Source organism: Acinetobacter piscicola, assembly GCF_015218165.1.
In the GTDB taxonomy this organism is placed as follows: Bacteria; Pseudomonadota; Gammaproteobacteria; order Pseudomonadales; family Moraxellaceae; genus Acinetobacter; species Acinetobacter piscicola_A.
This window is the reverse complement of sequence record NZ_CP048660.1, coordinates 19,729-42,552: the sequence shown is the minus strand read 5'-3', so window position 1 is coordinate 42,552 and position 22,824 is coordinate 19,729. Positions and strand designations below refer to the sequence as shown.

The window sequence follows — 22,824 nt, the reverse complement described above, 5'->3', positions numbered from 1 at the left end:
GATGTTTGGTTGGGACAGGTTATGTCCCTATGACAATTTAATTTGCTGTAAATTATTACCACCCGTTACTTGTATTTCGTCCAGATCAGTTGCTGAACACAATTCAATCTCACTTGGAGCGAGAATACGAGCGAAAACTTTTTGCCCTGCGGTGTTGCCAGCAAAACGGATACGCTGATCAAATAGACCTGTTGCTCCCCGTTTCATTCCTTCATCCGTTAAGGCTTGAGCCAAAGAACTATAAAGTAATAGGAAAATCCCATCTTCACTCACAGCACCAATCTGCTGCCATTGATGGTACGCATCGCCACGTTTTATCATGACTTCAAATACCCCACGTTTTTGACGACCAACATAAAACTGGAATGGACTATTTGCATCATCATTTGTTTTGGCATGGTTAATGACTTTTAAGCCCTCTCCAGGGCAAAGGCGTAATAAACCCAATGCCACACCTGTTTTTGCAGTAATGACATCATGATGTTTAAGGTCAGCATCTAGTGGATAATGAATTTTAAATTCAGGAATATCCTGACCAAAAATTGTGCTTAGATTTAATCGTGTGGTTTGGGTTTGATCTTTTTTCTCAATGCCCACTAATAATTCTTTCACCAATTTGGAACGACTAGCATTTCCTGCTAGCAAAATATGAATAACTTTAGGTAAAGCTTGATGCTGTGTTGTAAATGCCTGTTTTAGCTCTACAAAGAAATTAACGAAACCTTGATAGATACGGCATTTTAGATAAGATAATAATTCATCTTGTTTGACCGTAAATTGACAATTTACAACCTCATTTTGTCGGTTGAGCAACTTAATATCCAAAGCTCCTGCAAAACCATCAGCAAATTGACCTTTTTCTAAAAATGGACGTAGTGCTGCCATCAATAAAGACGTATTGGTATACGCCATTTGACTATCATCAATGAGTTGTTCATGACCTATAAATTTTTCGGCATCTAGTGGCTTTGTAAAACTTACTTTTTGTTTACGGCAAATTTCCTGATTATATTTAAAGACGATATAAGCAAGATTTTCCAGTAAGTTTTCACCGCCTAAAAATTTGTCACCCGATGCACCAAAGTGTTCAATTACATGATCGTATAAGTCTTCTTCCTGCTCATTCGGTTCTCGATAAATACCATAATCAAAATCGGTTGTACCTCCACCAAAGTCAAATACAGCATAAGCAACGCCTTGTTCAGTCGGTTCAATATTGAGTTTTTCCAAAGCTGCGGCTGCATAGGCGGCAGGTTCAGAAGCCCATTCCCGAACACTAAACAGGTTAAACTGCTCATCAGCAATTAATGATTCTGGCAAGCTACGCATTAAACCACGGCGGAAAGAAGCCAGAATTTTATCTTTTACTTCAATTGGATATGCGACTGGAAAAGTCATGTAGTAATCAAGAAATATGCCACGACCACGCCAATTGATATTCATACCCAAAAACCAAGCATAGAGTTCAATTGGATCAAGTTCAGGGTAGTTTTGATTGATTTGAATCGCTTGACCTTTAACAGGGTTATATTCCGTTAATGGTTGAACCGTATATTCTGTGCCTCGTTGGTCAGTAATCACAACTCTGGTTTGTTGAGCATCACGTAATGCCCATTGTTTTAAACGTAGGAATATACTTGAAATAACCTTGCTATCTGCTTCCTTATTATTATTTAAACTGGCTTTGGCTTCATGCGAACAATGTACATGATCCCAATTAACCAAAGGACGATAGGCTTCACTTTGCCATGCAGTTTGAAATTCATTAAGGTTTAAAAACTCTAAAATCGTTGGGTTTTCAAATTGCTCTGCACTAATCGCTTTATTTAAGTCTTTTCCCTGTATTCCAATACGTAATAATTCATCGCGCCCATTTTGACGAATGGCAACGACCGTACTACTTGTACCAAAGTCAATTGCAACGGGTGCATATTGAATATCTAAAGCAGGATTTCGACCACGTACAGAGGTTTCGGACTGAACTTTATTAAATTTATCCTGTTGAGATTCTGGAGCGTAGAATTCCCATAAACCTTTATGATTATCAGTAAAAACTGCAGCATCTATGACAGGTAAGCGAACAGAAAAATAATCAATATTTTTCCACGATGTAATAATATCTAATTGCTCTTTTGAGTTTAATGATAACAATAATTTATATTTTGATAGAGTCATTAAGAATGCTTTATAATCTGAATCTTCTTGATTACTAAAGGGTTTAAAGTCCAAACCAATCTCTAAAAATGTGTTAATTCGATCAATATAAGAACTATCTTGAAATGAAGCATTGACTGCAATGACTTTAGCAATTTGAAATTCATTATATGCTTCTCTTGAGCTTGGTGACCAGCGAGAGTAAGCAGTAAATGCCTTAGGGTTTGGCTCTCTAGTTCTTTTCTCAAAAAACTGACCAAAGCCAATATTTTTCTCTTTTAACTTTGCTACTTTTTTATCTGATGTAAGCCATGCCCACCAGTTATTTATTTCAAAAAATTCTCCTTTTTTTAGTGGAAATTTTGGCTCTCCTTTAACAAGATTCTCTAGTTGTAATGCTGTAGGGAGTTTCCAATTTAATAAACCTAAAATATGACCAATATTCATACTCGCAGCATCTTGCTGATCATATTTATATTGAGTTCCTTTCGGATTACCTTGCCATAAAAGACCTGTTTGATTATCTAAGATCACTTCACCATTATTAATCGTCCACCAACGTTGTGTTTTAAAATAACTCTCTAATGCTTTTTCTGTTTCAGCAAGCTTATTATTTATGTCATTTACTATAAGTTTTTGTAATACCTGTTGCTTGGCTTTAAGTAAATAAACATCATACGTGGTGGATTGACTCATTACTTCCCTGTTCTTAGGCTATTTCTATTCATCATTATTCCTCCTTGTCTCTTTGCTATATAAGGGGAATTTATTCATTTCTAAAATTAACGTGTAGTTACTATTGCAGCTCTTACATTTTCGCCTGCGGCATTATATAAACCTGCGAGTAATACTTGCTCAATACTTCCACCACTACCTGATACTTTTTGATGAATATCATAATCATAACTTTCACCAAACTCTGGATTTTTCAAGGTTGCCTGATTACTTTGTAGAGTCAGATTAAATAAAGCCAAACCATGCTCAATAATCTGCTGTTCTGTTACAGAAATTGCTTGTTGTGTATTTTTAATTTGTGTTGCTAAAGCATCCCAAACTCGTAACACGTTATTCCATTGAGATGCAATCGCAATTAATTGCAGGACATTATCATCACCATTTGGCAATAAAATACTGGCAAGCTCTGGATGTGACTGTACTTGTTTTAAAAAATTAAATTCTGATTTAAGTGAATTTGCCCAGTTAAATGAACCAAGTTTTTTATTTAAATCTTGATTTTCAGTACTTAAAGACTCATTATTTTGTTTAAGCTTTTGGTTGTCTTGACTTAATCCACTAATCTGCTGCTGTAAATGACTAACATCTTGTTCTTTTCGCTTAAATAAATCCAAAATCCCCATATTTTCTTCCTCTAATTTCTTATTAGTATGTTTAAGCTGTGTTATTTTTTGACCTAAGTTATCATTATCCTGCTGTATAGCATGGATACGCTGTTCAAGCTCTGTCAGTTTTGAGTTTGATAATAAATGATTTTCCGATTTTGTATCATGTCGTATAGGCGAAGTATCATTTTGGGTTGCTGTTTTACCAACAATTTTGCGTAATAAGCCACCCAATTTTTCTTTAAACACGTTGTCGTCCTCGTTTAATTGTTCTACACGTTCAAGAAATTGAATGATTTCTTTTTTAGTAGGCATGTTGTCATCTTTTGCCATAATTAATCCAACGCCCCGACTAAAGCTTTAAATTCCTGATGTACTTGTAACGCATTATGGTTATGTACCAACTCTCGACATAAATCCAAAATTTTGCCCTGACTTTCTTCTGACAGTGCTAAATATTGACGTTTCTTTTGTTGAACTGTGCTTAGGCTTGGTGAATGGTATGGTGATGGCACTGATGGCGTATTAAGTACCCCAACAATCATCGCCAGTTCATCAGGACGTACCACATTCCAGAAATCTTTAAAAATGACAGGTAGAAAAACCAAAAGGCTTTCTAAGTCAGGCTGCTGCAATTTTTGCAATTGCACTCTTGCATCAACAATCTGTTGTTGTAACTGTTGCTTATCATTTTCAAGTTTATCCACTTGTTGAGCCAAGGCTTGTTCTGCATCAGAGCGCATTAATGCAAGCTGCTCTTCAATCTGATTTTTTTCCTGACGTAAAGCAGCTAAAGCTTGCTGTTGATGCTCAATACTGTTTTCATGCCAAACTAATGGCAAGAAATGATCTTGTACCCATGGGTGATCTACTGTTTGAGTATCAAAAAATACCTGTTCGATATTCAATATCTGTAAAGCATATTGATAGATACTATCCCAATTGAGTATTTGCCATGTCTTACAGTGATATTCCTGTAAGTTTTTCACAGCATCAATAAATAGTTTATCTTGCCCCTGTTGATAAAGCAGACTCACTTTTACTTTTGCCAAGCCATCTTTTAAATTCAAGTTAGCAGAAATATCGCTTAATACATCTTTTAAGCTACTCACCTTATCCTTGTGTAGATATTGCTGACTTCCTTTAATTTGAATTAACTGCCAAGGTTCTGATTGCATACTTTGGTATGCGACCAGATGATCTTTAAATGCCAAAATACATAAGTAATGTTGTAAGTCATCATTAGGTGTTACTTTTTGTTTACTCATGACGATAGGTGTCCAGTTCCTTGTAAATGTCTGCATTGGTTTTTTCTGGATTGATTGTCTTTTCTGCTTCAACCAATTTCGCTTCCACTGCATTACGTTCATTTGATGAAAGTTTGCCATCAAAGTATTGAACAACATCAGATATATTTTCAACTTTATCAAGAAAACTTGCTAAACGATCGCCTGTAAAATAATCAGGCGATTCTACTGTTTTGGTTAATAATCCAACACCATCTACACCAAATTTTTCTTCATACGCCCATGCCTGCGTTGCAATCCCTGCAAGTTTTTTGTCAAGGTCACTAATTTCAGCAGAACGTTTTGGGTCAAGTTCAAAACTCTTGATTGCCGCTGAATACTCCTGATAAGTCGCATAATTTTCAGGACTAATCCCTGCTTCCTGCGCCTGTATCGCACGATCACCAATATCATCAGTATCTTCGTCAGGTTCTTGTACACCCAGAATCTTGCCAATAATATCAAGGGCCGCAACAACCTTACCTAAAGCTCCCGTAATTGGAATCACAACGGCTAAGGCTGAAAACAGTGAACCCGCATTACTAATCACACTACTAATTCCTCCCATAATACTGGAACAAGCACTGCCAATTGCTGAACCAATCGAAGAACATGCACTACTAATTGCTGAACCTACACTGCTCCAAAATCCCATTTTATTTCTCCTGAAAATGTTTCTTTACGTCATCAATACTATCTATATCGTCCAACTCATCCTGCATCTGATGAAGCTGAAACTCTTGTTTTTTAGTACTTAAAGCTGTTTTTACATTTTTATCTTCAAGTTTAAAATTACTCATCTCAGCGGCATATTTTTTATAGGTTGGGTCTTCTTCTTTTACTTGATTAGATGAAGAACCAATAGCTGAACCAATACTACTCCAAAATCCCATAGCATTTACTCCACTTAAATTGACTGAATTTGTTTAAATACAAGTGAGATATCATTCCAAAGAGGACGCTTATTCTCACTTTCAATCGGAAAGTTATCACCGCTTTTTGTATCTGCTGGTAACTGGTTATTATTAATTAATCCAAATAAAATATCGTATAACTGATAAGCAGTTTTACCATCCGTATAACTTTTATCTCTAGACACGGGTGCAATATCTTTAAATAAATCTTTCAACGCCTGAGTTTGAGTAATCGATGGATACTTACCTTTGAGATTATCCAAAGAGCTTACAAGACGATTAACCCATTCCTGACTTGGGCTAATTACCCATCGAATCATTAAATTCAAAAATTTGGTTGCATCCACAATATATTGATTAAAAGTTTCTACCCCTAACACATTCCAGTCTTCACTCGCTGATAAATTGGGATAGAGTCTTGCTCTTTGTGCAAACATGCGTTGTTGCCCAAGTTGCTTAATGATATCAACGTCTATTTCAGGTGCATTGGTATCATTTGGCGTGTGTACTTGTACCCTGACTGCTTCATGCCAACCTGCACTATAGACAATCGCTTCACCTGCAGTAAGCAAGGTTAAAAACTCTTTTTGTTCATCATCTAAACCAATCGTATCGCCAATCGCATGACGATCATCAGCAGCGAATAGTCGATGAATAATTTTGGTATTGGTATTTTTTAAGACTTCTGGTGTCAATTTATTCGGAATTTGATCAGCAATAATCAAACCTTCACCATATTTGCGGACTTCGGCTAAAAGGTTAGCGAATAGCTCTACACCCAAACGTTTAGAACTATCTTCCCCGCCGTGTGGTTTAGATAACAAACGGTGAGCTTCTTCCAACAAAGTTAAATGCTGAAAACTATGGTCTTTTTTATGACGTTGTTTAACTGCTTCAGCCACACGCCCAATCAGCAAGCCCATCATTAAACATTTATCTTGTTCATCTCGTAAATCCTCTAACTCAATCACAACTTTTTTATCAAGTATCTCATTGATGTCAATTGAATTGCGAGTATTCAGCATCCGACCTTTTGCGCCCGTAGTTAAATTATCCAGACGAGAGATCAATGAGCCTTCATATTTTTCTTGTAAATCACGACCAAAGTTTTTCGATTTAATCACTTCTTTTAAGGTCAATAATACTTCGGAAAAAATTGGAAAACTTTGTCCCCCACAATTCCAAGGGTCAGGATAAATATAGTTTTCATCATAATGAATATCCCAGCCTTTCTGCTCATAACTACGAACAATTGCTTCTTCAATCAAATACGGCATTGAGGCTTCCATTGGAAATACTGCGGCAAATGTTGCTTTAAGCATGTCAATATGACCTGATAAAGGCTCATTCGGTAATAATTCAAATGGATTAAAACGAAATGGTGAAACTTTTTCATTACCCAAAGTATAATATTCAATTTCAGGATGATGCTTCGATAGGCTACGATATTCAGTTTTAGCAGGCTCAATAACCAAAAAAGGTAAACCTGAGTTAATCAAAATCTGTTGGCAAGTGGTGGTTTTACCTGCACCTGTAACCCCTGAAATAAAAATATGCTGATTAAGTAGTTTTTTATCCAAACGAACAACATTATCTTTAAGTCTACGTCCATGCTGCACCACAACACCCAAATCAAAACCATCTTTTGGATTCACTGGATTTACTGCAAAATCAACATTTTTGCGTAATTTAATGCCTGCTACTTCACGACTTGGTAAACCTGCCAATAAAGAAAGCTCATTAGCATTAAGCCATGTTGCTGCGGAAAATACCTGTTTAGCCTGTGGAATACTGTGAATCAATGCCAGTTGATTACTCATATTTGACTGTGGCAAACGCTGTACTAAAAATAGATTATGAACTTGTTTTTTTTGTAAAGAAAAATCTGTTACTTTAAGTGGAGAAAAATGCGATTGATTGCCCTGAAAAACGGACACCATCGCACGAGATAAACGATTATAAACGACTGGTGTTGGTGCAGCTAAATAGACTGCGGTACGGAACATACCTTTACTACGCCCTAAATCAAAACGCTCAATCAATTTGTCATTGATATGACTTTGTACACGTTCAATCTTTTTATTCACGTATTCAAGGGTATCTGACTTAGAAGAACCTGTATTTGTCCCTTGAGTTGTAGAAGTATTATCTGAATCGGTTTTAGAAATAGATTTTCCTGTATTTTTTCCTAATGTTGTAGATTCATTACTACTTGTTCCTGTAGCTTTAGATTCAGAGGTATTATCTCCCCAACTTTTTGAAGTACCACTACTCCAAGAACTACCACTTTTACCATCAGATGAACCTCCTCCCGTATTTTTTCCTTTTTGACGGGTAAGTGTTTCACTATCACCTGTTCCCTCGGTCTTAGAATAGCTTGTTCCAGAGTTTTGAGTTAAACCATGACTGGTACTGCGCCCAAAGGTACTTGAATTACTTTCGCCCTGATTAAAACCCAACTGTTGTGAGTGTTTAATGTGTGGATGTAAATCAGATGAAAGCTGTAATAACTCATCAATTTGCTGATTAATCTCAAATTCCTGTGCAGGCTCAGCCACTAATAGAAGCTGCCAGACCTCACCTGACAAACCACGAGCAAGACGATCTATCCCCTGTGTAATGTTCTGTCCAGTCTGTGATTGCTGGTCGATACTGCGAGAGGGTACGCCATGCAACAACCCAAAATGTATCGATTCCTGTAATGGTTGAATGATTTTTACAGATAAATCTTCGCTGCTAACTTTTTCCAATTGCACACCCGTCAGATTACCCTCTAACTGACTGGTTAGCAGTTCGCTATATTCATGTACACCCGATTTTTGAACCTTATTTACCACCCCTAGATAAAGTTCAATCCCTTCCGATGTACCCGAAATATAGTATACCCAACAATAATCAGGATGATCCAAACAGGCGATAACATTTTCAAGGTCTTGTCTTAATGTTGCTTCCTCTTCAGCAGAAAGCTCAGTAATACGAAAAAAACGAGCATTGCCATTATTAAGCTCAAATTTTTCATCCCATTGGTGTTTATTCAGGCTTAAAATTGGAGTATTACTCCATCCTTGTGTCTGAGATAATTCCCCAATAAAAATATCAACATCATCTTTTAAATTTTGCTGTTTTATTAAGTCCATTATTTATGCTCTAAATATTCTAAATATTACGTATATAAGTTAGTGGATATATCACCCAATCTAATAATGTCACTTTTCCTACAATTTTCATTACCATTCCACATTTTACACATCGTGGAAAACCTAAAATCACATCACTTTTTGGTGCAAAAATTCCTATTTTTTTACATTGATGGCATTGTATTTTCATTGGTTTAGGCTTCCACGCCATTATGAACTCCTACGCTCTAAATATTCCTTTAGTCCCTTTTCCATCTCATCTTGTAATCTTTCTGGATTTACAATTTTAAGATGTGGAATCCAAAACCGGATTAGAGGCAACAGTTGCATATCATGATTAATTTTTGAGGAGACCAATAAACCACCATCCCCCAACTCTCTTACAATTTGCTGCTCGGGTAATATTGATCTCTGTTTAAAATAAAAAGCAACCTGACTATCAATAGATAAAATGATTTCCTGTTTATCCTGTCCAAACCAGATGCTGTCATCATCTTCCACAATTTTTACAATATTTTGATCTGGAATAAATTGAGGATATTCATGCGTAGCGTGCATAAGTTGAATATGTGAAATGCGATAAGTACGTAGTTGATTTTTTCTTACCGCTGCTAGATACCAACTACCATGATGATGAATCAAACGATAAGGCTGAACCAGCCTAGGTTCCCCTTTATATACAAAACCAATTTGCCTATGTTCTTGAATCGCTTTTCCAACAATCTTAAATAACTCTTTAAACTGACTTGCATCTTCAAAAGAGTAACCTTTAGCACAATAAATCTGTTGTGCTCGACTATCTAAAAGTTCACGCAGAAAAGACATATCCAATGACGGATACAAATGACTAATTCCTGAGAGCTGCGCAAAATTACGGATATCTTTCGGAGCAATTTTTCCTAAATAATTTGCCTCCAAGTAATATCTTTTATTTTCAGCATCCTGCAGCAACGGCAAATAAGTATTAAGACGATCAAAATCTCTTGAAATAGTACGTGTACTCACTCCAAACTCAGATGCTAGATCTTTAATACTTAACTGATGTCCAATATTTAACTTCGTTAAAATATTGGCCAATCGGTCAGCTAAACGCTCATGAATAGAATCATCACGTTGCATAAATTTTCTCTAATTATTTAAAACATATACCAAACTTTTAAAGTTTTGATATGCTTGAAATATAACACATTAAAAAAACAAAAATTAACAATAAATCACAAAAAAAATTAATTAATTTTTAATTTAAACAATGTTTAGTCTCTCTAAATAACATTCTAAGTGCAACATTGCTAAATAGAATCTCTTTAATTCAGCCCAGTTTATTTTTCCCTGTATTAATGCTCTAAAAATACGCTTTAAAGCCTTCTTACTATGCTTATTGGTAAATGGGCCTGAACGTATTATCATATCGATTTTCTTTTCCTGGGTACTTTTCATTGCAGCATTTGATTAAGCCTAAGAGACTCAAATAAACAAGACAAATATAGAAAGAGAAAATGACAGGTGATGTCATAAAGCTTAAAAATTATTTAATTTATTGAATATCTACTTTTCTTATTTGATTTTTTTTGCTGAGATGGTGGCATCTTAACTCAACTTCCGTTTCCTTTAAAAACTTATAATTAAGAGAAAATTAAGTTAGATTTTTAGTAAGCGTCCACTGAAACCCATGTCTATTTTTAATTTGAGTTGGATTTCCAGCGGTGTGGCAGTAATTCTTCTATTTGGGTCACTTTATGAGTCGTCAACCTTTTTAGCACATCACTTAAATAGGCATACGGATCTAGCCCATTCAGTTTTCACACTAATTTCACTATCTGAGAACTATTTTAGGTGGAAAGTAATAGTTGAAAGTTTCTAAATTCTTAAAATACAGGGGTATAATTAAATGGCTATAGAGTTTGTTTCAAAAGCAAAACTACCAACTGCATTTGGTGATTTTGAAATTATAGCGTTTCAAGACCAAAGTACTGGTGAAGAACATATCGCTCTTGCTAAAGGCATGGGTACTATTTCTAATCAACCTGTACTCGTTAGAATTCATTCAGAGTGCTTAACAGGTGACGCTTTTGGATCACTCAAATGTGATTGTGGCCCCCAATTACATTCAACCATGAAAATGATTAATGATGCAGGTCAAGGTGTGATCTTATACTTACGCCAAGAAGGTCGCGGCATAGGACTAACCAATAAAATTCGAGCTTATGCCCTTCAAGATCAAGGACATGATACTCTTGACGCCAATTTATTATTAAATTTACCAGCAGATGCTCGTAAATATGATATGTGTACCATTATGTTAGATTATTTAAAAATAAAGAATGTAAAACTCATTACAAATAATCCCCTTAAAATTAAATCTTTAACTGATTTAGGAATTAATGTTGTTGAACGTATTCCTTTAAAATGAACCGTACCAGGTTTGTCGGAGACTTTTTTATTTAAGTTAGGCCACCTGACCTAACGGATTAATCTTATCATAGTACATTGCTTCAAACTCAAAAGGCGATACATAACCCAGTGCGCTGTGTACACGTTCTTTATTGAACCAATCGACCCAGTTTAGTGTCGCAAGTTGTACATCTGCTAAACCTTGCCAATCTGCTTTTAAATATTCAATCACCTCTGTTTTGTATAAGCCATTCACCGTTTCAGCCAAAGCATTATCGTATGAATCACCCGTTGTACCGACTGATGCTCGTAAATTTGCTGCTTCTAAACGATTGGTATAGCGAATGGAAAGATATTGCACACCTCTGTCGGAATGATGAATCACGTTCTTTGGCATGCCTCGATCATGCAATGCTTGCTCCAGTGCATCAAGTACCATATCTGTATTCATCCGTGTTGATACTTTCCATCCAACAATTGCTCGCGAGAACACATCAATAATAAATGCAGTGTAGACCCAGCCAGAATTGGTTTGAATATACGTAAAGTCACTGACCCATAATTGGTCAGGTCGATCAGCACTAAAATTCCGTTTCACTAAATCATCTGCTCGTTTTTGATCATCTCGGCTGCGGGTAGTTTGTTTGTTCTTACCACGCCAAACACCTTGTATATCTAGCTTCTGCATCAATCGAGCAACTGTACAACGTGCAATAACATAGCCTTCACGTTTCAATTTTTGCCAAACTTTACGTACACCATATCGACCTAAACTTTCTTTCCAAATACGTTTGATTTGCTCTGCATGATGTAAATCATGCAGAGCACGTTTCGCTCGATGTTCTGGGTTATCAACGAGATCTAAAGCCCGATAATAGGTCGAAGCTGCAATCGGTAAAATTCTACAAATCGCTTCAACACCATATCGATCTTTATTGTTATGGATAAAATCCACCATTATTTGTGTGGGCGGTCGAGCTCCGCCTGGGCGAAAAAAGCGGCTGCTTTGCGTAGAATTTCATTGGCACGCTTTAATTCTTTAATTTCACGTTCCATTTGCTTCATTTTTTCTTGGTCAGATATCTGTTGTACTTTGGCAGGATTTAGTTGATCCATATGCTTTAAATACCAAACACGCAATGTTTCAGGAGTACAACCGATTTTAGGAGCAATAGCTGTGATCGCAGCCCAATTCGATGGATAATCTTTTTCAGATTCAATCAATAGTTGAACCGCTCTTTCTCTGATTTCAGGGGTATATTTTAATTTTGTCATCGGGATAGTCTCTCAGAATATTGACTCTCCGACAAACCCGGTACGGTTCAAAAGTTGGTTTAAATATCTTTAACAAAGCTTATCTTGAAACAAAGCAAAAACGCATGTCACATCTATATGATAATAGTGATTTTTAAAAAGCGATCACTTTTCGAAAAAAAATCCACGTATAAAGTTCCATCTCCCTCACGGGAGAAGGCCAAGATAAAATATTGTTTTATATTCAATTATGGTTTTAAAGAATACCTATCAAAGAAGCTGTCTTATTCTTTATTTTCTCTCAGGATTTGCGAAAAAACTGTGACTTTTTCTAAAGTCGCATTCATTCCCTTATTAAAAAAAGTATCGACGAGCGCTGAGCCAATGATAATAAGATCTACTTTATTGGCTAGTGCTTTAACATGGCTTTCATTTTTGATCCCAAAACCAATTGCAACAGGAATATTAAAAATCGGCTTAATTTCAGTTATCTTTTTCTCAAGATTAGATAGATTGAAGTCTCCTCCTGTTAATCCATTTTCTGCAACATGATATAAAAACCCTGTCGCGCGCGCTGAAATTTGCTCTAACCTTTCAACTGGGGTCGTCGGCGCGGTCATTGCAATTAAATGCATATTTTTTTCATTTAACTGCACTTCAAAGTTTTCTCGATATCCATATGGAGCATCTAAAATCAATATTCCATCTATAAGATTTTCTGTTTCGGCGATAAGTGTCTCAAAACCATATTGCATAATCGGATTTAAATAAGTCATGAAAATTATTGGTGTCTGGTCATCATGCAGCCTGATTACTTTTACCAACTCAATGGTCTGTTTTACCGTTAGACCTGCATCTAAAGCCCGAAGATGCGCTGCCTGAATGATCTCTCCATCTGCCACTGGATCAGAAAATGGAATACCCACTTCAATAATGTCAGCCCCTGCTTGACCCAATTGGCTTAACAGACGACAACTTTCTGTAAAATTAGGATCTCCAGCAGTAAAGTAACAGACCAAACCGCTTCGATTTTCCAGTTTCAATTGCTTTAATTTTTGATCTAGACGGTTCATGCTGTAGCTCCTGCAAGATATTTTTTGACCGTGTTTAAGTCTTTGTCTCCTCTGCCACTTAAATTGACAATAATGATCTGTTCTGGCTGCATCTCTTGAGCAAGTTGAATCGCATATGCAATTGCATGAGAACTCTCAAGCGCAGGAATAATACCCTCCTGTTGACTTAAAAGCTGAAAGGCATTTACAGCCTCTTGATCGGTGATCGCCGTGTATGTCACACGTCCTGTTTCAAACAGAATGCCATGCTCTGGACCAACACCAGGATAATCCAATCCAGCTGATACAGAGTGCCCTTCTAAAATCTGCCCATCTAAGTCTTGTAATAAATAGGTTAAATTGCCATGCAGCACACCGACCTGACCTTTGCAAATAGAGGCGGCATGTTCATCGCTATTTATTCCTTTTCCACCTGCCTCAACGCCAAACATTTTGACATTCAGGTCTTCTAGAAAAGGATACATCAACCCTAATGCATTTGATCCCCCACCAACGCAAGCAACTAGAGCATCAGGCAGTCTATTTTCTTTCAGGAGTATTTGGTTTCTGGCTTCTAAACCAATAATTTTCTGAAATTCTCTGACCATGGTGGGATATGGATGAGGGCCTGCACCCGTACCCAATAGGTAATAGGTTGTATCCACATGACGAATCCAGTCACGTAATGCTTCGTTCATGGCATCTTTTAAAGTCCCACGACCTTTTTGAACACTTCTGACTTCAGCACCGAGTAATTTCATGCGTTCAACATTCATTTGTTGGCGCTGAATGTCTGTTTCTCCCATAAAAATGGTACATTTCATCTTAAACAGCGCGCAAACCGTTGCTGTTGCAACACCATGTTGCCCAGCACCCGTTTCTGCAATGATTCTGGTTTTACCCATAAATTTGGCTAATAAGATTTGCCCTACACAATTATTGATCTTATGCGCACCCGTATGGTTCAAATCTTCTCGCTTGAAATATATTCGAGCGCCGCCTGCATAAGCTGTTAGGTTTTTTGCATAAAAAAGAGGACTAGGACGACCAACAAAGTCCGTTAAAATCTGCTGATATTCAGCCCAAAATTCAGGTTTGTGCCGAACAGTATTAAAGGCTTGCTCTAATTCTTGAAGTGCAGGCATTAAGCTTTCTGGCATATAACATCCGCCAAATTGACCAAAAAATCCCAAGTCATCAGGACCATTACCTGTATAAGGGGTTGTCATCTCATATCTCTTTTACTATCAAAACTTGTTTGATCTTAAAATATTTTCATTTTGATGATAATTGATATATTTTGAGCTTAAGGTGTTAGAAAATTTTACAACATGAAACGCAGAACATTACCTCCTCTTAATGCTTTAAAAGCATTCGAGGCTGTCGCTAGAAATAAAAGTTTCAGCTTAGCTGCCGAAGAATTATGTGTAACCCATAGCGCGATTAGCCATCAAATAAAGCAGTTAGAAGAATGGTTGGATAAAAAATTGTTTATTCGACATTCCTCGACCATCTCTCTGACGGCGGATGCCGAAGAATTATCGCTCGTTTGTATGGAGCTTTTTAATCGTTTAGAACAATGCGTCTTTGAGTTAACAAATAAAACTTCAGAAGTAGAAGTTGTCATAGGCGCTTCTCATAGTTTTATGGCAAATTGGCTGATTCCTCGATTAGAAAAGCTCGAAGTCATTTATCCCAATATCCATATCAAATTAATGACATGTAATGACTTAAAATTGTTAGAAAAAGAGAAGGTTGATATATTTATCAATAGCGTCAGTGAGCATCATTTACTTCCCAATTTTTTGAATAAATTTCTGTTATTTCCCGATAACATGGGTCCTATTTGTAATCGTGAAATAAATCTTCTTCATTCCGTAAATGATCTTTTAAACTATCCATTACTTCATACCCACTCAAATAAAAGTGCATGGCATACATGGTTTAATCAGTTTCAAATAGGCTTTTCCCCAAAATCCAATGACCGTTATTTTGATAGTCTGAATTTAATGATAGAAGCTGCCGTGTCTGGGTTAGGAATTGCCATAGCACCTCAAATTCTAGTAGAAAAAGAAATGTTAAATGGAAAGATCATTGCCCCTTTTGGTTTTATCTATTGTGACTATAATTTTTATGCAATGGTCAGAAAAAATAACGAAAATCGTGATGTTATGAATATCATTGATTGGTTAATGGCCGAAGAAAAAAGTTAAACATTTAATCTTTGATTTGAAAAATTCTATTCAATTGCTCATCTATAACGTCTATTTCACATTCTGTTCACGCTGTGCTGCCTAAGGTATAAAGATACACTTCATACGGACACTGATGATGAGACTTGTAAAAACACTTATTGCTACAGCCTTATCCTTGCCGCTTCTGTTGTTAGCCGGATGTAAAAGTATTCCCAGTTATTCAGCCGATTATGCCCAATCCAGAAACGGTATTCAGGGGATAGCGCTGGATCAGGCTAAAGCTCAGGATATCGGCCTCCGCTTTACCTCAGCCTTTAATACCTTGGGCACACCGGAATTTGTGGAAAGAGCCGGATCGCTGTATGCTGACCAGCTGTTTATTAACGATACTCTATCGCAATTTTCATCCCGTCAAAATCTGCTGGAGCACTTTCAAGGCATGAACAAACGGGTCAGCAAGGTCAGCGTCAAGCTGTTAAACGCTTCTTATCATCAGGACTCTGCCTATGTGCACTGGCATATGGCCTATGATTTTAAAATGTTCGGCACGACCCGCAGTATGGACTCTTACGGTATCAGTGAAATCAAGATCAACGAAAACAACAAGATTATTTTCCAGCAGGATTTCTGGGACCCTGCGAACGGCCTGTACCGTTCCCTGCCTTATGTTGGAGGGGTCTACTCATGGCTACTGCCTTTCAAAAAATAGCGATCAGCACGGCGTTAGTGATGGGATGTAGCTTCAGTACATGGGCACAGGCACAAAGCCTGAATCAATGCGGCAATGGTCCGCTGATGGTGGGTCAAAAACAGGTCGGTATGGCCAGTTATTTTGCCCAAAACTGTAGCCAATTCTGGGAAAAACAAAATATACAGATGGACTTTTCCTATACACAGAATATTCCGGAATGGGCATTTAAGCGTGCGGCCACACATTTACTGAAACGTAATGTTAAAGACGCAAAAATACATGCTCTATTCAACCCAATCACCGATTTGTATCGTCCGGTCAGATCAGGCGACCTATACCGTTTAAAATACAACCATGCTACACAGACCCTGAGCTTATCCTTGAACCAGCAAGGTTTAGGGCAGCTTAAACATCCTCTGGCACAACAATATTTTAATATATGGCTGGGTCCCCAGCCATTTAGTGCTAAATTAAAACAGCAATTATTAAATTAGTATCTGCCGCTATGTCGAAACATTTTATCCTGATGGTTGAAGACCATTATGAACTGGCCTCTACCCTATGCGAGTTTCTGGAAGAACATGGCTTTGTGGTCGATCATGCCCGCAATCTGAGTGCTGCTAGACAATTACTGAAACAGCAACGCTACCATATCTTGCTACTAGACATTAATTTGCCTGATGGTTCTGGTTATGAATTGTGCGCGAGTGGTTACGCAATGAAGAGGGGTTGGACTTACCTGTCTTGATGCTTACCGCTCGGGATACCTTGGATGATAAACTCAAAGGCTTCAATTCCGGCACGGATGATTATCTGGTCAAGCCCTTTGACTTTAACGAGCTGGTGGTTCGGGTCAAGGCCCTGATCAAACGCTCCCTGGGTGAAGTATCCAACAGTCGTCTGCAAATTCATGACCTAATTTTGGACCCCGCAACACAGCAGCTAACTCGAGCTGGCCAGAACATTGAATTGCCTCCAATTCAGTTTAAACTTTTGAAGCTACTGATGCGTCACTCTCCTAAAGTACTGACCAAACAGGAAATTATGATGGAGCTTTGGGGTGACGAAGAGCCAGAAAGTGATGCTCTGCGCAGTCATATCTATAATTTACGCAAAATGGTCGATAAACCCTTTGAACAAAAGCTGATTTACACCATATCCGGGATTGGTTTAAAGATTGCTTTCGAAGATGAAGCCTAATTTAGGTACACAACGACAATCAGTCCAGTGGTCATTGCCAGGTCAACATTCTGATGGGTGCCAATATAATATTGCCTGTCAAACAGCTCCACACGCCAACCTAGCTGTTTGCATAGCTTTTGCACCAATTGCAATCCAATGCCATGCCCTTTGATTTCCAGTTGTAGCTGCTGGCCAGACAGTTCCTGAACCTTAGAATTGTTAGGTAAAGGCATGCCGACCCCATTGTCAGCAATCAGCACTTTATTTTTTTCCAGAATCACATCAATTTCTGTGCCCTGTGAATAGTTCAGCGCATTGCGCAGAATATTACCAAACACCATTTTGGTCATGGATGGATAAAGTTTACGCGGCTGTTCATCGAGGTCTTTTTGCAGGTCAATCTGCATACCTTTGTTATGACTGACAATCTCTAGATCCTGCACCAGATTGTCCAGACATTCTGAAAGCATGGTCTGTTCAGCAGTTAAAGTATTGGTGGTATTGCGGGCAATAGCCAGCAAGGTATCCACCAGCAGCTGCATGTCTTCAATGGTGTTATGCAGGCGGGTAAAGGACTTGTTGTCGCCATAGCGTGCCTGACACAGCTGCACATTGCCTTTTAAAATGGTCAGTGGCGTGCGCAGCTCATGGCTGACATCTCCGGTAAATTCACGCTCACGCTGAATAAATTCGCTTAATACCTGATGATATTTTTCCAGCGCCTGCTTGAGGTATTCAGCTTCCAGATTGGAGTCGGTGCGGATGTCCTGAAAAGGCGAAGCCTGATTTTTCTGATGTTCCCAGTCAATATGCTCCAGCGCATTAGCAAGACGGGTAATCGGGGAAAAATAGCGCCGGGCCCGACGGTTCCACCACCACAGCACGCTATACAGCACAAACAAGCTGACCATCAGCGGTGCCAGACCAAACAGCCACACCAGCTTGTTGACGTTGCTTTCGCCAAACACCAGCAGCACATGCTGTCCGTCTTTTTCACCATACACGGTCATGCGCTCTTTGCCATCGACAAAATGCCGGTTCACCCCTTGCTCAAGCTGTATGTGGCGAAATTGGACTGGCGGTGCATCGCTCCAGCGATAACCATACAAGTTTTTGGTATCGGGCAGTTCAGCAGCCGGATTACGTTCCAGCCGCTGCCAGTAGTGTGACATTTCCTGTTCTAGCGCCGTTCTGAGCAAAGAACCTTTAATCACCCAGGCACTGAAGCCAATCCCGATCACCACAGACAGGGCAATGAATCCGATTTGCAGCCAGTAATAGCGGTTAAACACCTCACCTAGAGGATGATCGTGTTTGTCCCTGAACAGCTTTAACATTGGTGCATTCCCCGCTACCCCATCCGATTCGCCATTCAATTATACGGTTTTCTTTTTAAACAGAAAGTGACCGATCACCCACTCGCGTCCATGCTCATAACCGAACAGCTCGGCACAGGCCATAAAGAAAATCCGCCAGCGTTGCCACCAGATTGCGGCATCTGCGCCATAAGTTTTTTCAAACAAGGGCTTTAGCTCGGCCTGTTTAGCATCCATATTTTCTAGCCAAGCATTTGCGGTACGTTCATACTGCGTACCCGCCCATTGCCAGTGCTGCTCTAATTGCAAATGCTGCTGGAAATGTAGAAAGGTAGACGCTGCCGGCATCAGTCCGCCACTAAAGAAATATCTCGACATCCAGTCGAATTCATTTTTCACTTCAAACGGATAATGCAGGAAACGGTGACAGAAAATATGGCACCAGAGCAGACCATCCGCTTTCAGCCAGCTGCTGATATTTTCAAACAGTTTCTGGTAATTACGTACGTGTTCAAACATTTCCACCGAAACTACGCGGTCAAAGGACGCGGGTTCCAGTTGCAGTACATTGACGTCGCAGGTGATCACCGTCAGGTTCTGCAGTTTTTTCAGATTGGCCTGTTCTTGAATGTACTGGCGCTGGGTCGAGGAGTTCGACACCACAGTAATGCGAGCCTTGGGATAATGCTCGGCCATATACAGACTCAACGATCCCCAGCCACAGCCAATTTCCAGAATATCCTGTCCATCTTTTAACTGTGCACGCTGGCAATAGCTGGCAAGTGCCGCTTCTTCCGCCTGGTCCAGCGTGGTATGAGTATGTTCAAACAGGCTAGCACTGTATTTCAGACGCTTGCCCAGCACCGCCTGGAAAAATGCGGTGGGCAGTTCATAATGCTGCTCATTGGCTTTGTCTGTCTCGATGGCAATCTCGCTATTTTTCAGCATATGCAGCACATCCATATAGCGCCGAGCTGCCAGTGCCGGGTCAAAGCGTCCTTCTTGTGCCAGACGTTTTTTGCTTAGGCTGCGAATGCCCGCGCGAATCACCGAATCGGGCAGCTTGCCGCTTTCGACCAGTTTTAAAGATTGTTGAATCATAAAGTCCATGTATTTACCTACTGTTTGGGTGGCCACGGAATAAACATTGAAGTTCGTCGTTGATAGTCTTTATAGTTGTCGCCGCGATGTGCCAGCGCCTGTTGTTCACTAAAGGGAATCCCGGTGATGTAGTACAGAAACAGCCACATCAGCAGCGGATAAATCCATAATCCATAGGCACCTGCTGCCAGACCAAGGACCGGATAGGCAAACCAGTGCAGCCATTCAAAGAAATAATTGGGATGGCGCGAATATTTCCACAAACCCTGATCCATGGTTTTACCTTGATTCTGTGGATCTAGCTTAAAACGGTAAAGTTGCTGATCGGCAGTGCTTTCGCCTATCAAAGCGGATAGCATGATCATGCCCGCCCCAATCACAGTGACCAAAGTCCAGTCATTCCATTGCTCGGTCGAGATACTTAACAGCTTCAGCATTGGGTAAGAAAACAGTAGAGCCAATCCTGCCTGAAATATAAAAAACACCAGAAAACCAAGATGCTGATACTCCCCCATCGCTCGGCGCATGTTGGCATAACGCGTGTCTTCTTGGGTTTCACTGGCATAGCGCCGTAACAGATGCCAAGTCAGCCGTGAAAACCAGATCCCACTCGCCAGTCCCAGAAATAAGCGAACCAACATCGGTGCACTGTCAATTGCCCAAGCGGCAATAATCACATTGAGGGCAATACTGAAACTCCAAGCGACATCGACCAGCCCTGCTCTGCGGTTATAGGTCACCAGCAGCCAGCTACAGAGCATGATAAAGACATTCAGCATCAGTAAATTCAGCAGCATTTCGTCCCTCCTGTTTTATCTTGGCTTAGTAGGCACTGGCTTCGAACAGCAGATGTACATCACTGATCACGCCTTCGCGGAAGCCACCTTCGCAATAACACAGATAAAAATCCCACATGCGGATAAAACGCTCATCAAAGCCAAGCCCAAGTACCTGATCATGCTGCTGCAAGAAACGCTGACGCCAGCAGTGCAAGGTCTGGGCATAGCTCTGGCCGATATCTTCCAAATGTTTGAGTCGCAGTTTTTGCTCAGAAGCGGTCTGGGTCATGACACTGATACAGGGAATAAAACTGCCCGGGAAAATATAGCGCTTGATAAAGTCCACGGTATTCAGGGCTTTGGCATAGCGTGCATCTTCAATGGTGATGGCCTGAATCAGGGCCAGACCATTCGGCTTGAGGAGCTCGCGGCATTTTCGGAAATAAGTTGGTAAATACTGCTCACCTACGGCCTCGATCATTTCAATCGACACCAGCTTGTCGTATTTGCCTTCCAGTAAGCGGTAATCTTTCAGCTGCACAGTCACACGATGTGACAATCCTGCTGCAGCGACCCGGGCCACGGCTTCATCATACTGTGCTCTGGAAATGGTGATGGTGGTGACCTTGCAGCCATACTGCTGCGCGGCATAAATGGCAAAACCGCCCCAGCCGCTACCAATTTCGACCAAATGATCCATCGGTTTGAGTTGCAGTTTCTGGCAGATCAGCTCTTTTTTATAATCCGAAGCCTGTTCCAGGGTCATGCCCGGCTCTTTAAACACAGCACTTGAATACATCATGCTGTAATCCAGGAACAGCTTGAAAAAGTCATTGCTCAGGTCATAATGCTCGGCAATATTTTTGCGGCTGCCATCAATCGAATTCTTGCGCGATTTATACCAGACCTTTAACAGTAACTGGCTGGCTTTGGCCACAGCATTCTGATTCATCTGGTCCAGCACATCGCGGTTACGTGCCAAAATGCGGATCACATCGACCAGATCTTCACTGCTCCAGTAGCCACGGATAAAACCTTCGGCAGCACCCAGTACACCATTACGGAACAGCAGATCCATCAGACGAACATCATGCACCTGTATCACCGCCTGTAAATCGCTATTTTCCCCGACAGCCCCGTTCCAGACGCCTTTAAAAATCAGCTGACCATGGCGTAATTTCAGCAGGTGGCGCAGTACCACCGGCAGTGTGCTTTGCTCTCCCATGAATAGTGTCTTCATCGCAATGTGTTTCCTTTTTCTTTTTTAGGATGTCGGTAAAATGGAACTTTCTTTTTCCATAAACGAAAGGCGTGCAGATAAATTCCGCTGACCATCCTGAAGGGTTCAAGAACTTTCAGTACAGCATAGCGATGCTGCTGTGAAGGAACCGTGATGGCCTGCAAGGAAAATTTCAGGGTGGCATCGAATTGCAAAACGTTCTGGTCAAACAGCTGCATATGAATCACATTTTTTTGATCTGAAAAGCTGAAGCGCCAGCGGTAATCCAGTGCCATCGGCATGAACGGCGACACATGAAAGGCCTTTTTAAAGTCAAACTGGTGACTCTGGTACGGCGCATGTTCGTCTGCATTGTTTCGGCAGTCGTGAATGTAGACCTGTCGTTCATTCCACAGTGTGTTGGTGATTTCACTCAACACAAAGAGCAACTGGTCGGTGGCACCAAAGACCAGATAAAATACTACGGAATTGAAACGGAAACCCAGTGTGCGCGGTAAAGCCAGCACCCGGATAGACGCGGCATGCGGAAGCAGGTAGTTTTCCCGCTTGATCAGCAGGCGTGCAATCTTCTGCCGAATCGAGCCACATTCCATAGTCAGAAAATCTCGCTCATCTAGGGTCAGGAAATTCCAGCGTTTAGATGACCACAGCCAGGATTTTCGGGTAAACGTCGCGAGTTGATCTGGATCAAACCATAGATAGCTCAGCTGGGTTTTAAAAGCATGGGCTTGGGGTAAATAACGTCGATGCCAGATTTCAGCAGTGGCGATCGCAAGTGGATACATCTGCATC

18 protein-coding genes, 4 pseudogenes and 1 other annotated feature are annotated in these 22,824 nt (G+C 39.9%); of the genes and pseudogenes, 6 read left to right on the top strand and 16 right to left on the bottom strand.

Features of this window, described 5'->3' with window-relative positions; all coding sequences use genetic code 11:
- Positions 1 to 27: 27 nt before the first annotated feature.
- The 8 genes and pseudogenes from G0028_RS19245 to G0028_RS19210 all read right to left on the bottom strand — a co-directional run.
- Positions 28 to 2,850: a hypothetical protein gene (locus G0028_RS19245; RefSeq protein ID WP_180047320.1), complete on the bottom strand. Its 2,823-nt coding sequence runs from the start codon at positions 2,848 to 2,850 to the stop codon at positions 28 to 30.
- A gap of 86 nt (positions 2,851 to 2,936) precedes the next feature.
- Complete coding sequence (locus tag G0028_RS19240; protein ID WP_180047319.1) at positions 2,937 to 3,809, bottom strand: hypothetical protein; 873 nt, start codon at positions 3,807 to 3,809, stop codon at positions 2,937 to 2,939.
- Between the two features lie 20 nt (positions 3,810 to 3,829).
- Positions 3,830 to 4,762, bottom strand: coding sequence for a PspA/IM30 family protein (locus G0028_RS19235; RefSeq protein WP_180047317.1), 933 nt, complete (start codon positions 4,760 to 4,762; stop codon positions 3,830 to 3,832).
- Positions 4,755 to 5,435, bottom strand: coding sequence for a hypothetical protein (locus G0028_RS19230; protein WP_019384640.1), 681 nt, complete (start codon positions 5,433 to 5,435; stop codon positions 4,755 to 4,757). Before G0028_RS19230 ends, G0028_RS19235 begins: the two co-directional genes overlap by 8 nt.
- A gap of 1 nt (position 5,436) precedes the next feature.
- The gene (locus G0028_RS19225; RefSeq protein WP_019384639.1) at positions 5,437 to 5,673 is read right to left on the bottom strand and encodes a hypothetical protein; all 237 of its coding nucleotides are present in this window, start codon (positions 5,671 to 5,673) and stop codon (positions 5,437 to 5,439) included.
- A gap of 14 nt (positions 5,674 to 5,687) precedes the next feature.
- Positions 5,688 to 8,831: an ATP-binding protein gene (locus G0028_RS19220; protein WP_180047315.1), complete on the bottom strand. Its 3,144-nt coding sequence runs from the start codon at positions 8,829 to 8,831 to the stop codon at positions 5,688 to 5,690.
- A gap of 210 nt (positions 8,832 to 9,041) precedes the next feature.
- Positions 9,042 to 9,950, bottom strand: a complete 909-nt coding sequence (locus G0028_RS19215) for a helix-turn-helix transcriptional regulator (protein ID WP_180047313.1) — start codon at positions 9,948 to 9,950, stop codon at positions 9,042 to 9,044.
- 560 nt (positions 9,951 to 10,510) lie between these two features.
- Positions 10,511 to 10,630, bottom strand: a pseudogene (locus tag G0028_RS19210) (transposase domain-containing protein); the annotation flags it as partial.
- Positions 10,631 to 10,719: 89 nt separating this feature from the next.
- Between G0028_RS19210 and ribA the strand changes: the two are divergent.
- Positions 10,720 to 11,235: pseudogene (ribA, locus tag G0028_RS19205) on the top strand (GTP cyclohydrolase II); the annotation flags it as partial.
- Between the two features lie 42 nt (positions 11,236 to 11,277).
- On the opposite strand, the gene G0028_RS19200 reads toward ribA, so the two are convergent.
- Positions 11,278 to 12,497, bottom strand: a protein-coding gene (locus G0028_RS19200) for an IS3 family transposase (RefSeq protein WP_104915068.1) whose coding sequence is annotated in 2 segments (ribosomal slippage) — positions 11,278 to 12,221 and positions 12,221 to 12,497 — 1,221 coding nt in all. Because the reading frame shifts where the segments join, the coding sequence is not laid out codon by codon here.
- Positions 12,106 to 12,222: a sequence feature (AL1L pseudoknot), on the bottom strand. Its footprint overlaps the gene before it by 117 nt.
- A gap of 50 nt (positions 12,498 to 12,547) precedes the next feature.
- Here G0028_RS19200 and G0028_RS21415 point away from each other — a divergent pair.
- Positions 12,548 to 12,634 (top strand): annotated as a pseudogene (locus G0028_RS21415) (GTP cyclohydrolase II); the annotation flags it as partial.
- A gap of 126 nt (positions 12,635 to 12,760) precedes the next feature.
- On the opposite strand, the gene trpA reads toward G0028_RS21415, so the two are convergent.
- Together trpA and trpB are read right to left on the bottom strand one after the other, a co-directional pair.
- On the bottom strand, positions 12,761 to 13,549 hold the full coding sequence (gene trpA / locus G0028_RS19195; protein ID WP_180046958.1) for a tryptophan synthase subunit alpha: 789 nt from the start codon (positions 13,547 to 13,549) through the stop codon (positions 12,761 to 12,763).
- Positions 13,546 to 14,757, bottom strand: coding sequence for a tryptophan synthase subunit beta (trpB, locus tag G0028_RS19190; protein WP_180046960.1), 1,212 nt, complete (start codon positions 14,755 to 14,757; stop codon positions 13,546 to 13,548). The genes trpA and trpB overlap by 4 nt, the downstream gene beginning before the upstream one ends.
- A gap of 102 nt (positions 14,758 to 14,859) precedes the next feature.
- Here trpB and G0028_RS19185 point away from each other — a divergent pair, with 102 nt between their 5' ends.
- The 4 genes and pseudogenes from G0028_RS19185 to G0028_RS19170 all read left to right on the top strand — a co-directional run bounded on the left by G0028_RS19185 (position 14,860) and on the right by G0028_RS19170 (position 17,614).
- A complete protein-coding gene (locus G0028_RS19185) occupies positions 14,860 to 15,741 on the top strand; it encodes a LysR family transcriptional regulator (protein WP_180046962.1) in 882 nt (293 codons plus the stop codon).
- 118 nt (positions 15,742 to 15,859) lie between these two features.
- Complete coding sequence (locus tag G0028_RS19180) at positions 15,860 to 16,432, top strand: nuclear transport factor 2 family protein (RefSeq protein ID WP_026438210.1); 573 nt, start codon at positions 15,860 to 15,862, stop codon at positions 16,430 to 16,432.
- The gene (locus G0028_RS19175) at positions 16,408 to 16,908 is read left to right on the top strand and encodes a chalcone isomerase family protein (RefSeq protein ID WP_180046964.1); all 501 of its coding nucleotides are present in this window, start codon (positions 16,408 to 16,410) and stop codon (positions 16,906 to 16,908) included. The genes G0028_RS19180 and G0028_RS19175 overlap by 25 nt, the downstream gene beginning before the upstream one ends.
- A gap of 11 nt (positions 16,909 to 16,919) precedes the next feature.
- A pseudogene (locus G0028_RS19170) lies at positions 16,920 to 17,614 on the top strand (response regulator transcription factor).
- Here the strand turns inward: G0028_RS19170 and G0028_RS19165 are convergent.
- The 5 genes from G0028_RS19165 to G0028_RS19145 are packed head-to-tail and all read right to left on the bottom strand — an operon-like array spanning position 17,611 to position 22,823.
- Positions 17,611 to 18,924 carry a sensor histidine kinase gene (locus G0028_RS19165; protein ID WP_218946349.1) on the bottom strand — a complete coding sequence of 438 codons (1,314 nt, stop codon included), beginning with the start codon at positions 18,922 to 18,924 and terminating at the stop codon, positions 17,611 to 17,613. The pseudogene G0028_RS19170 and the gene G0028_RS19165 sit on opposite strands and share 4 nt — an antisense overlap.
- Before the next feature lie 48 nt (positions 18,925 to 18,972).
- Positions 18,973 to 20,022 carry an SAM-dependent methyltransferase gene (locus tag G0028_RS19160; RefSeq protein ID WP_180046968.1) on the bottom strand — a complete coding sequence of 350 codons (1,050 nt, stop codon included), beginning with the start codon at positions 20,020 to 20,022 and terminating at the stop codon, positions 18,973 to 18,975.
- An 8-nt stretch (positions 20,023 to 20,030) separates the two neighbouring features.
- Positions 20,031 to 20,810, bottom strand: coding sequence for a DUF1295 domain-containing protein (locus tag G0028_RS19155; protein WP_180046970.1), 780 nt, complete (start codon positions 20,808 to 20,810; stop codon positions 20,031 to 20,033).
- 25 nt (positions 20,811 to 20,835) lie between these two features.
- Entirely contained in the window at positions 20,836 to 22,032 is a 1,197-nt protein-coding gene (locus G0028_RS19150) for an SAM-dependent methyltransferase (protein WP_180046972.1), read from the bottom strand.
- Entirely contained in the window at positions 22,029 to 22,823 is a 795-nt protein-coding gene (locus tag G0028_RS19145; RefSeq protein ID WP_180046994.1) for a DUF1365 domain-containing protein, read from the bottom strand. The genes G0028_RS19150 and G0028_RS19145 overlap by 4 nt, the downstream gene beginning before the upstream one ends.
- Position 22,824 lies beyond the last annotated feature (1 nt).

Coding starts and splice junctions, on each gene's coding strand:
- G0028_RS19245 (WP_180047320.1), bottom strand. CDS start 2,850: ATGAGTCAATCCACCACGTATGATGTTTATTTACTTAAAGCCAAGCAA.
- G0028_RS19240 (WP_180047319.1), bottom strand. CDS start 3,809: ATGCCTACTAAAAAAGAAATCATTCAATTTCTTGAACGTGTAGAACAA.
- G0028_RS19235 (WP_180047317.1), bottom strand. CDS start 4,762: ATGAGTAAACAAAAAGTAACACCTAATGATGACTTACAACATTACTTA.
- G0028_RS19230 (WP_019384640.1), bottom strand. CDS start 5,435: ATGGGATTTTGGAGCAGTGTAGGTTCAGCAATTAGTAGTGCATGTTCT.
- G0028_RS19225 (WP_019384639.1), bottom strand. CDS start 5,673: ATGGGATTTTGGAGTAGTATTGGTTCAGCTATTGGTTCTTCATCTAAT.
- G0028_RS19220 (WP_180047315.1), bottom strand. CDS start 8,831: ATGGACTTAATAAAACAGCAAAATTTAAAAGATGATGTTGATATTTTT.
- G0028_RS19215 (WP_180047313.1), bottom strand. CDS start 9,950: ATGCAACGTGATGATTCTATTCATGAGCGTTTAGCTGACCGATTGGCC.
- trpA (WP_180046958.1), bottom strand. CDS start 13,549: ATGAACCGTCTAGATCAAAAATTAAAGCAATTGAAACTGGAAAATCGA.
- trpB (WP_180046960.1), bottom strand. CDS start 14,757: ATGACAACCCCTTATACAGGTAATGGTCCTGATGACTTGGGATTTTTT.
- G0028_RS19185 (WP_180046962.1), top strand. CDS start 14,860: ATGAAACGCAGAACATTACCTCCTCTTAATGCTTTAAAAGCATTCGAG.
- G0028_RS19180 (WP_026438210.1), top strand. CDS start 15,860: ATGAGACTTGTAAAAACACTTATTGCTACAGCCTTATCCTTGCCGCTT.
- G0028_RS19175 (WP_180046964.1), top strand. CDS start 16,408: ATGGCTACTGCCTTTCAAAAAATAGCGATCAGCACGGCGTTAGTGATG.
- G0028_RS19160 (WP_180046968.1), bottom strand. CDS start 20,022: ATGGACTTTATGATTCAACAATCTTTAAAACTGGTCGAAAGCGGCAAG.
- G0028_RS19155 (WP_180046970.1), bottom strand. CDS start 20,810: ATGCTGCTGAATTTACTGATGCTGAATGTCTTTATCATGCTCTGTAGC.
- G0028_RS19150 (WP_180046972.1), bottom strand. CDS start 22,032: ATGAAGACACTATTCATGGGAGAGCAAAGCACACTGCCGGTGGTACTG.
- G0028_RS19145 (WP_180046994.1), bottom strand. CDS start 22,823: ATGCAGATGTATCCACTTGCGATCGCCACTGCTGAAATCTGGCATCGA.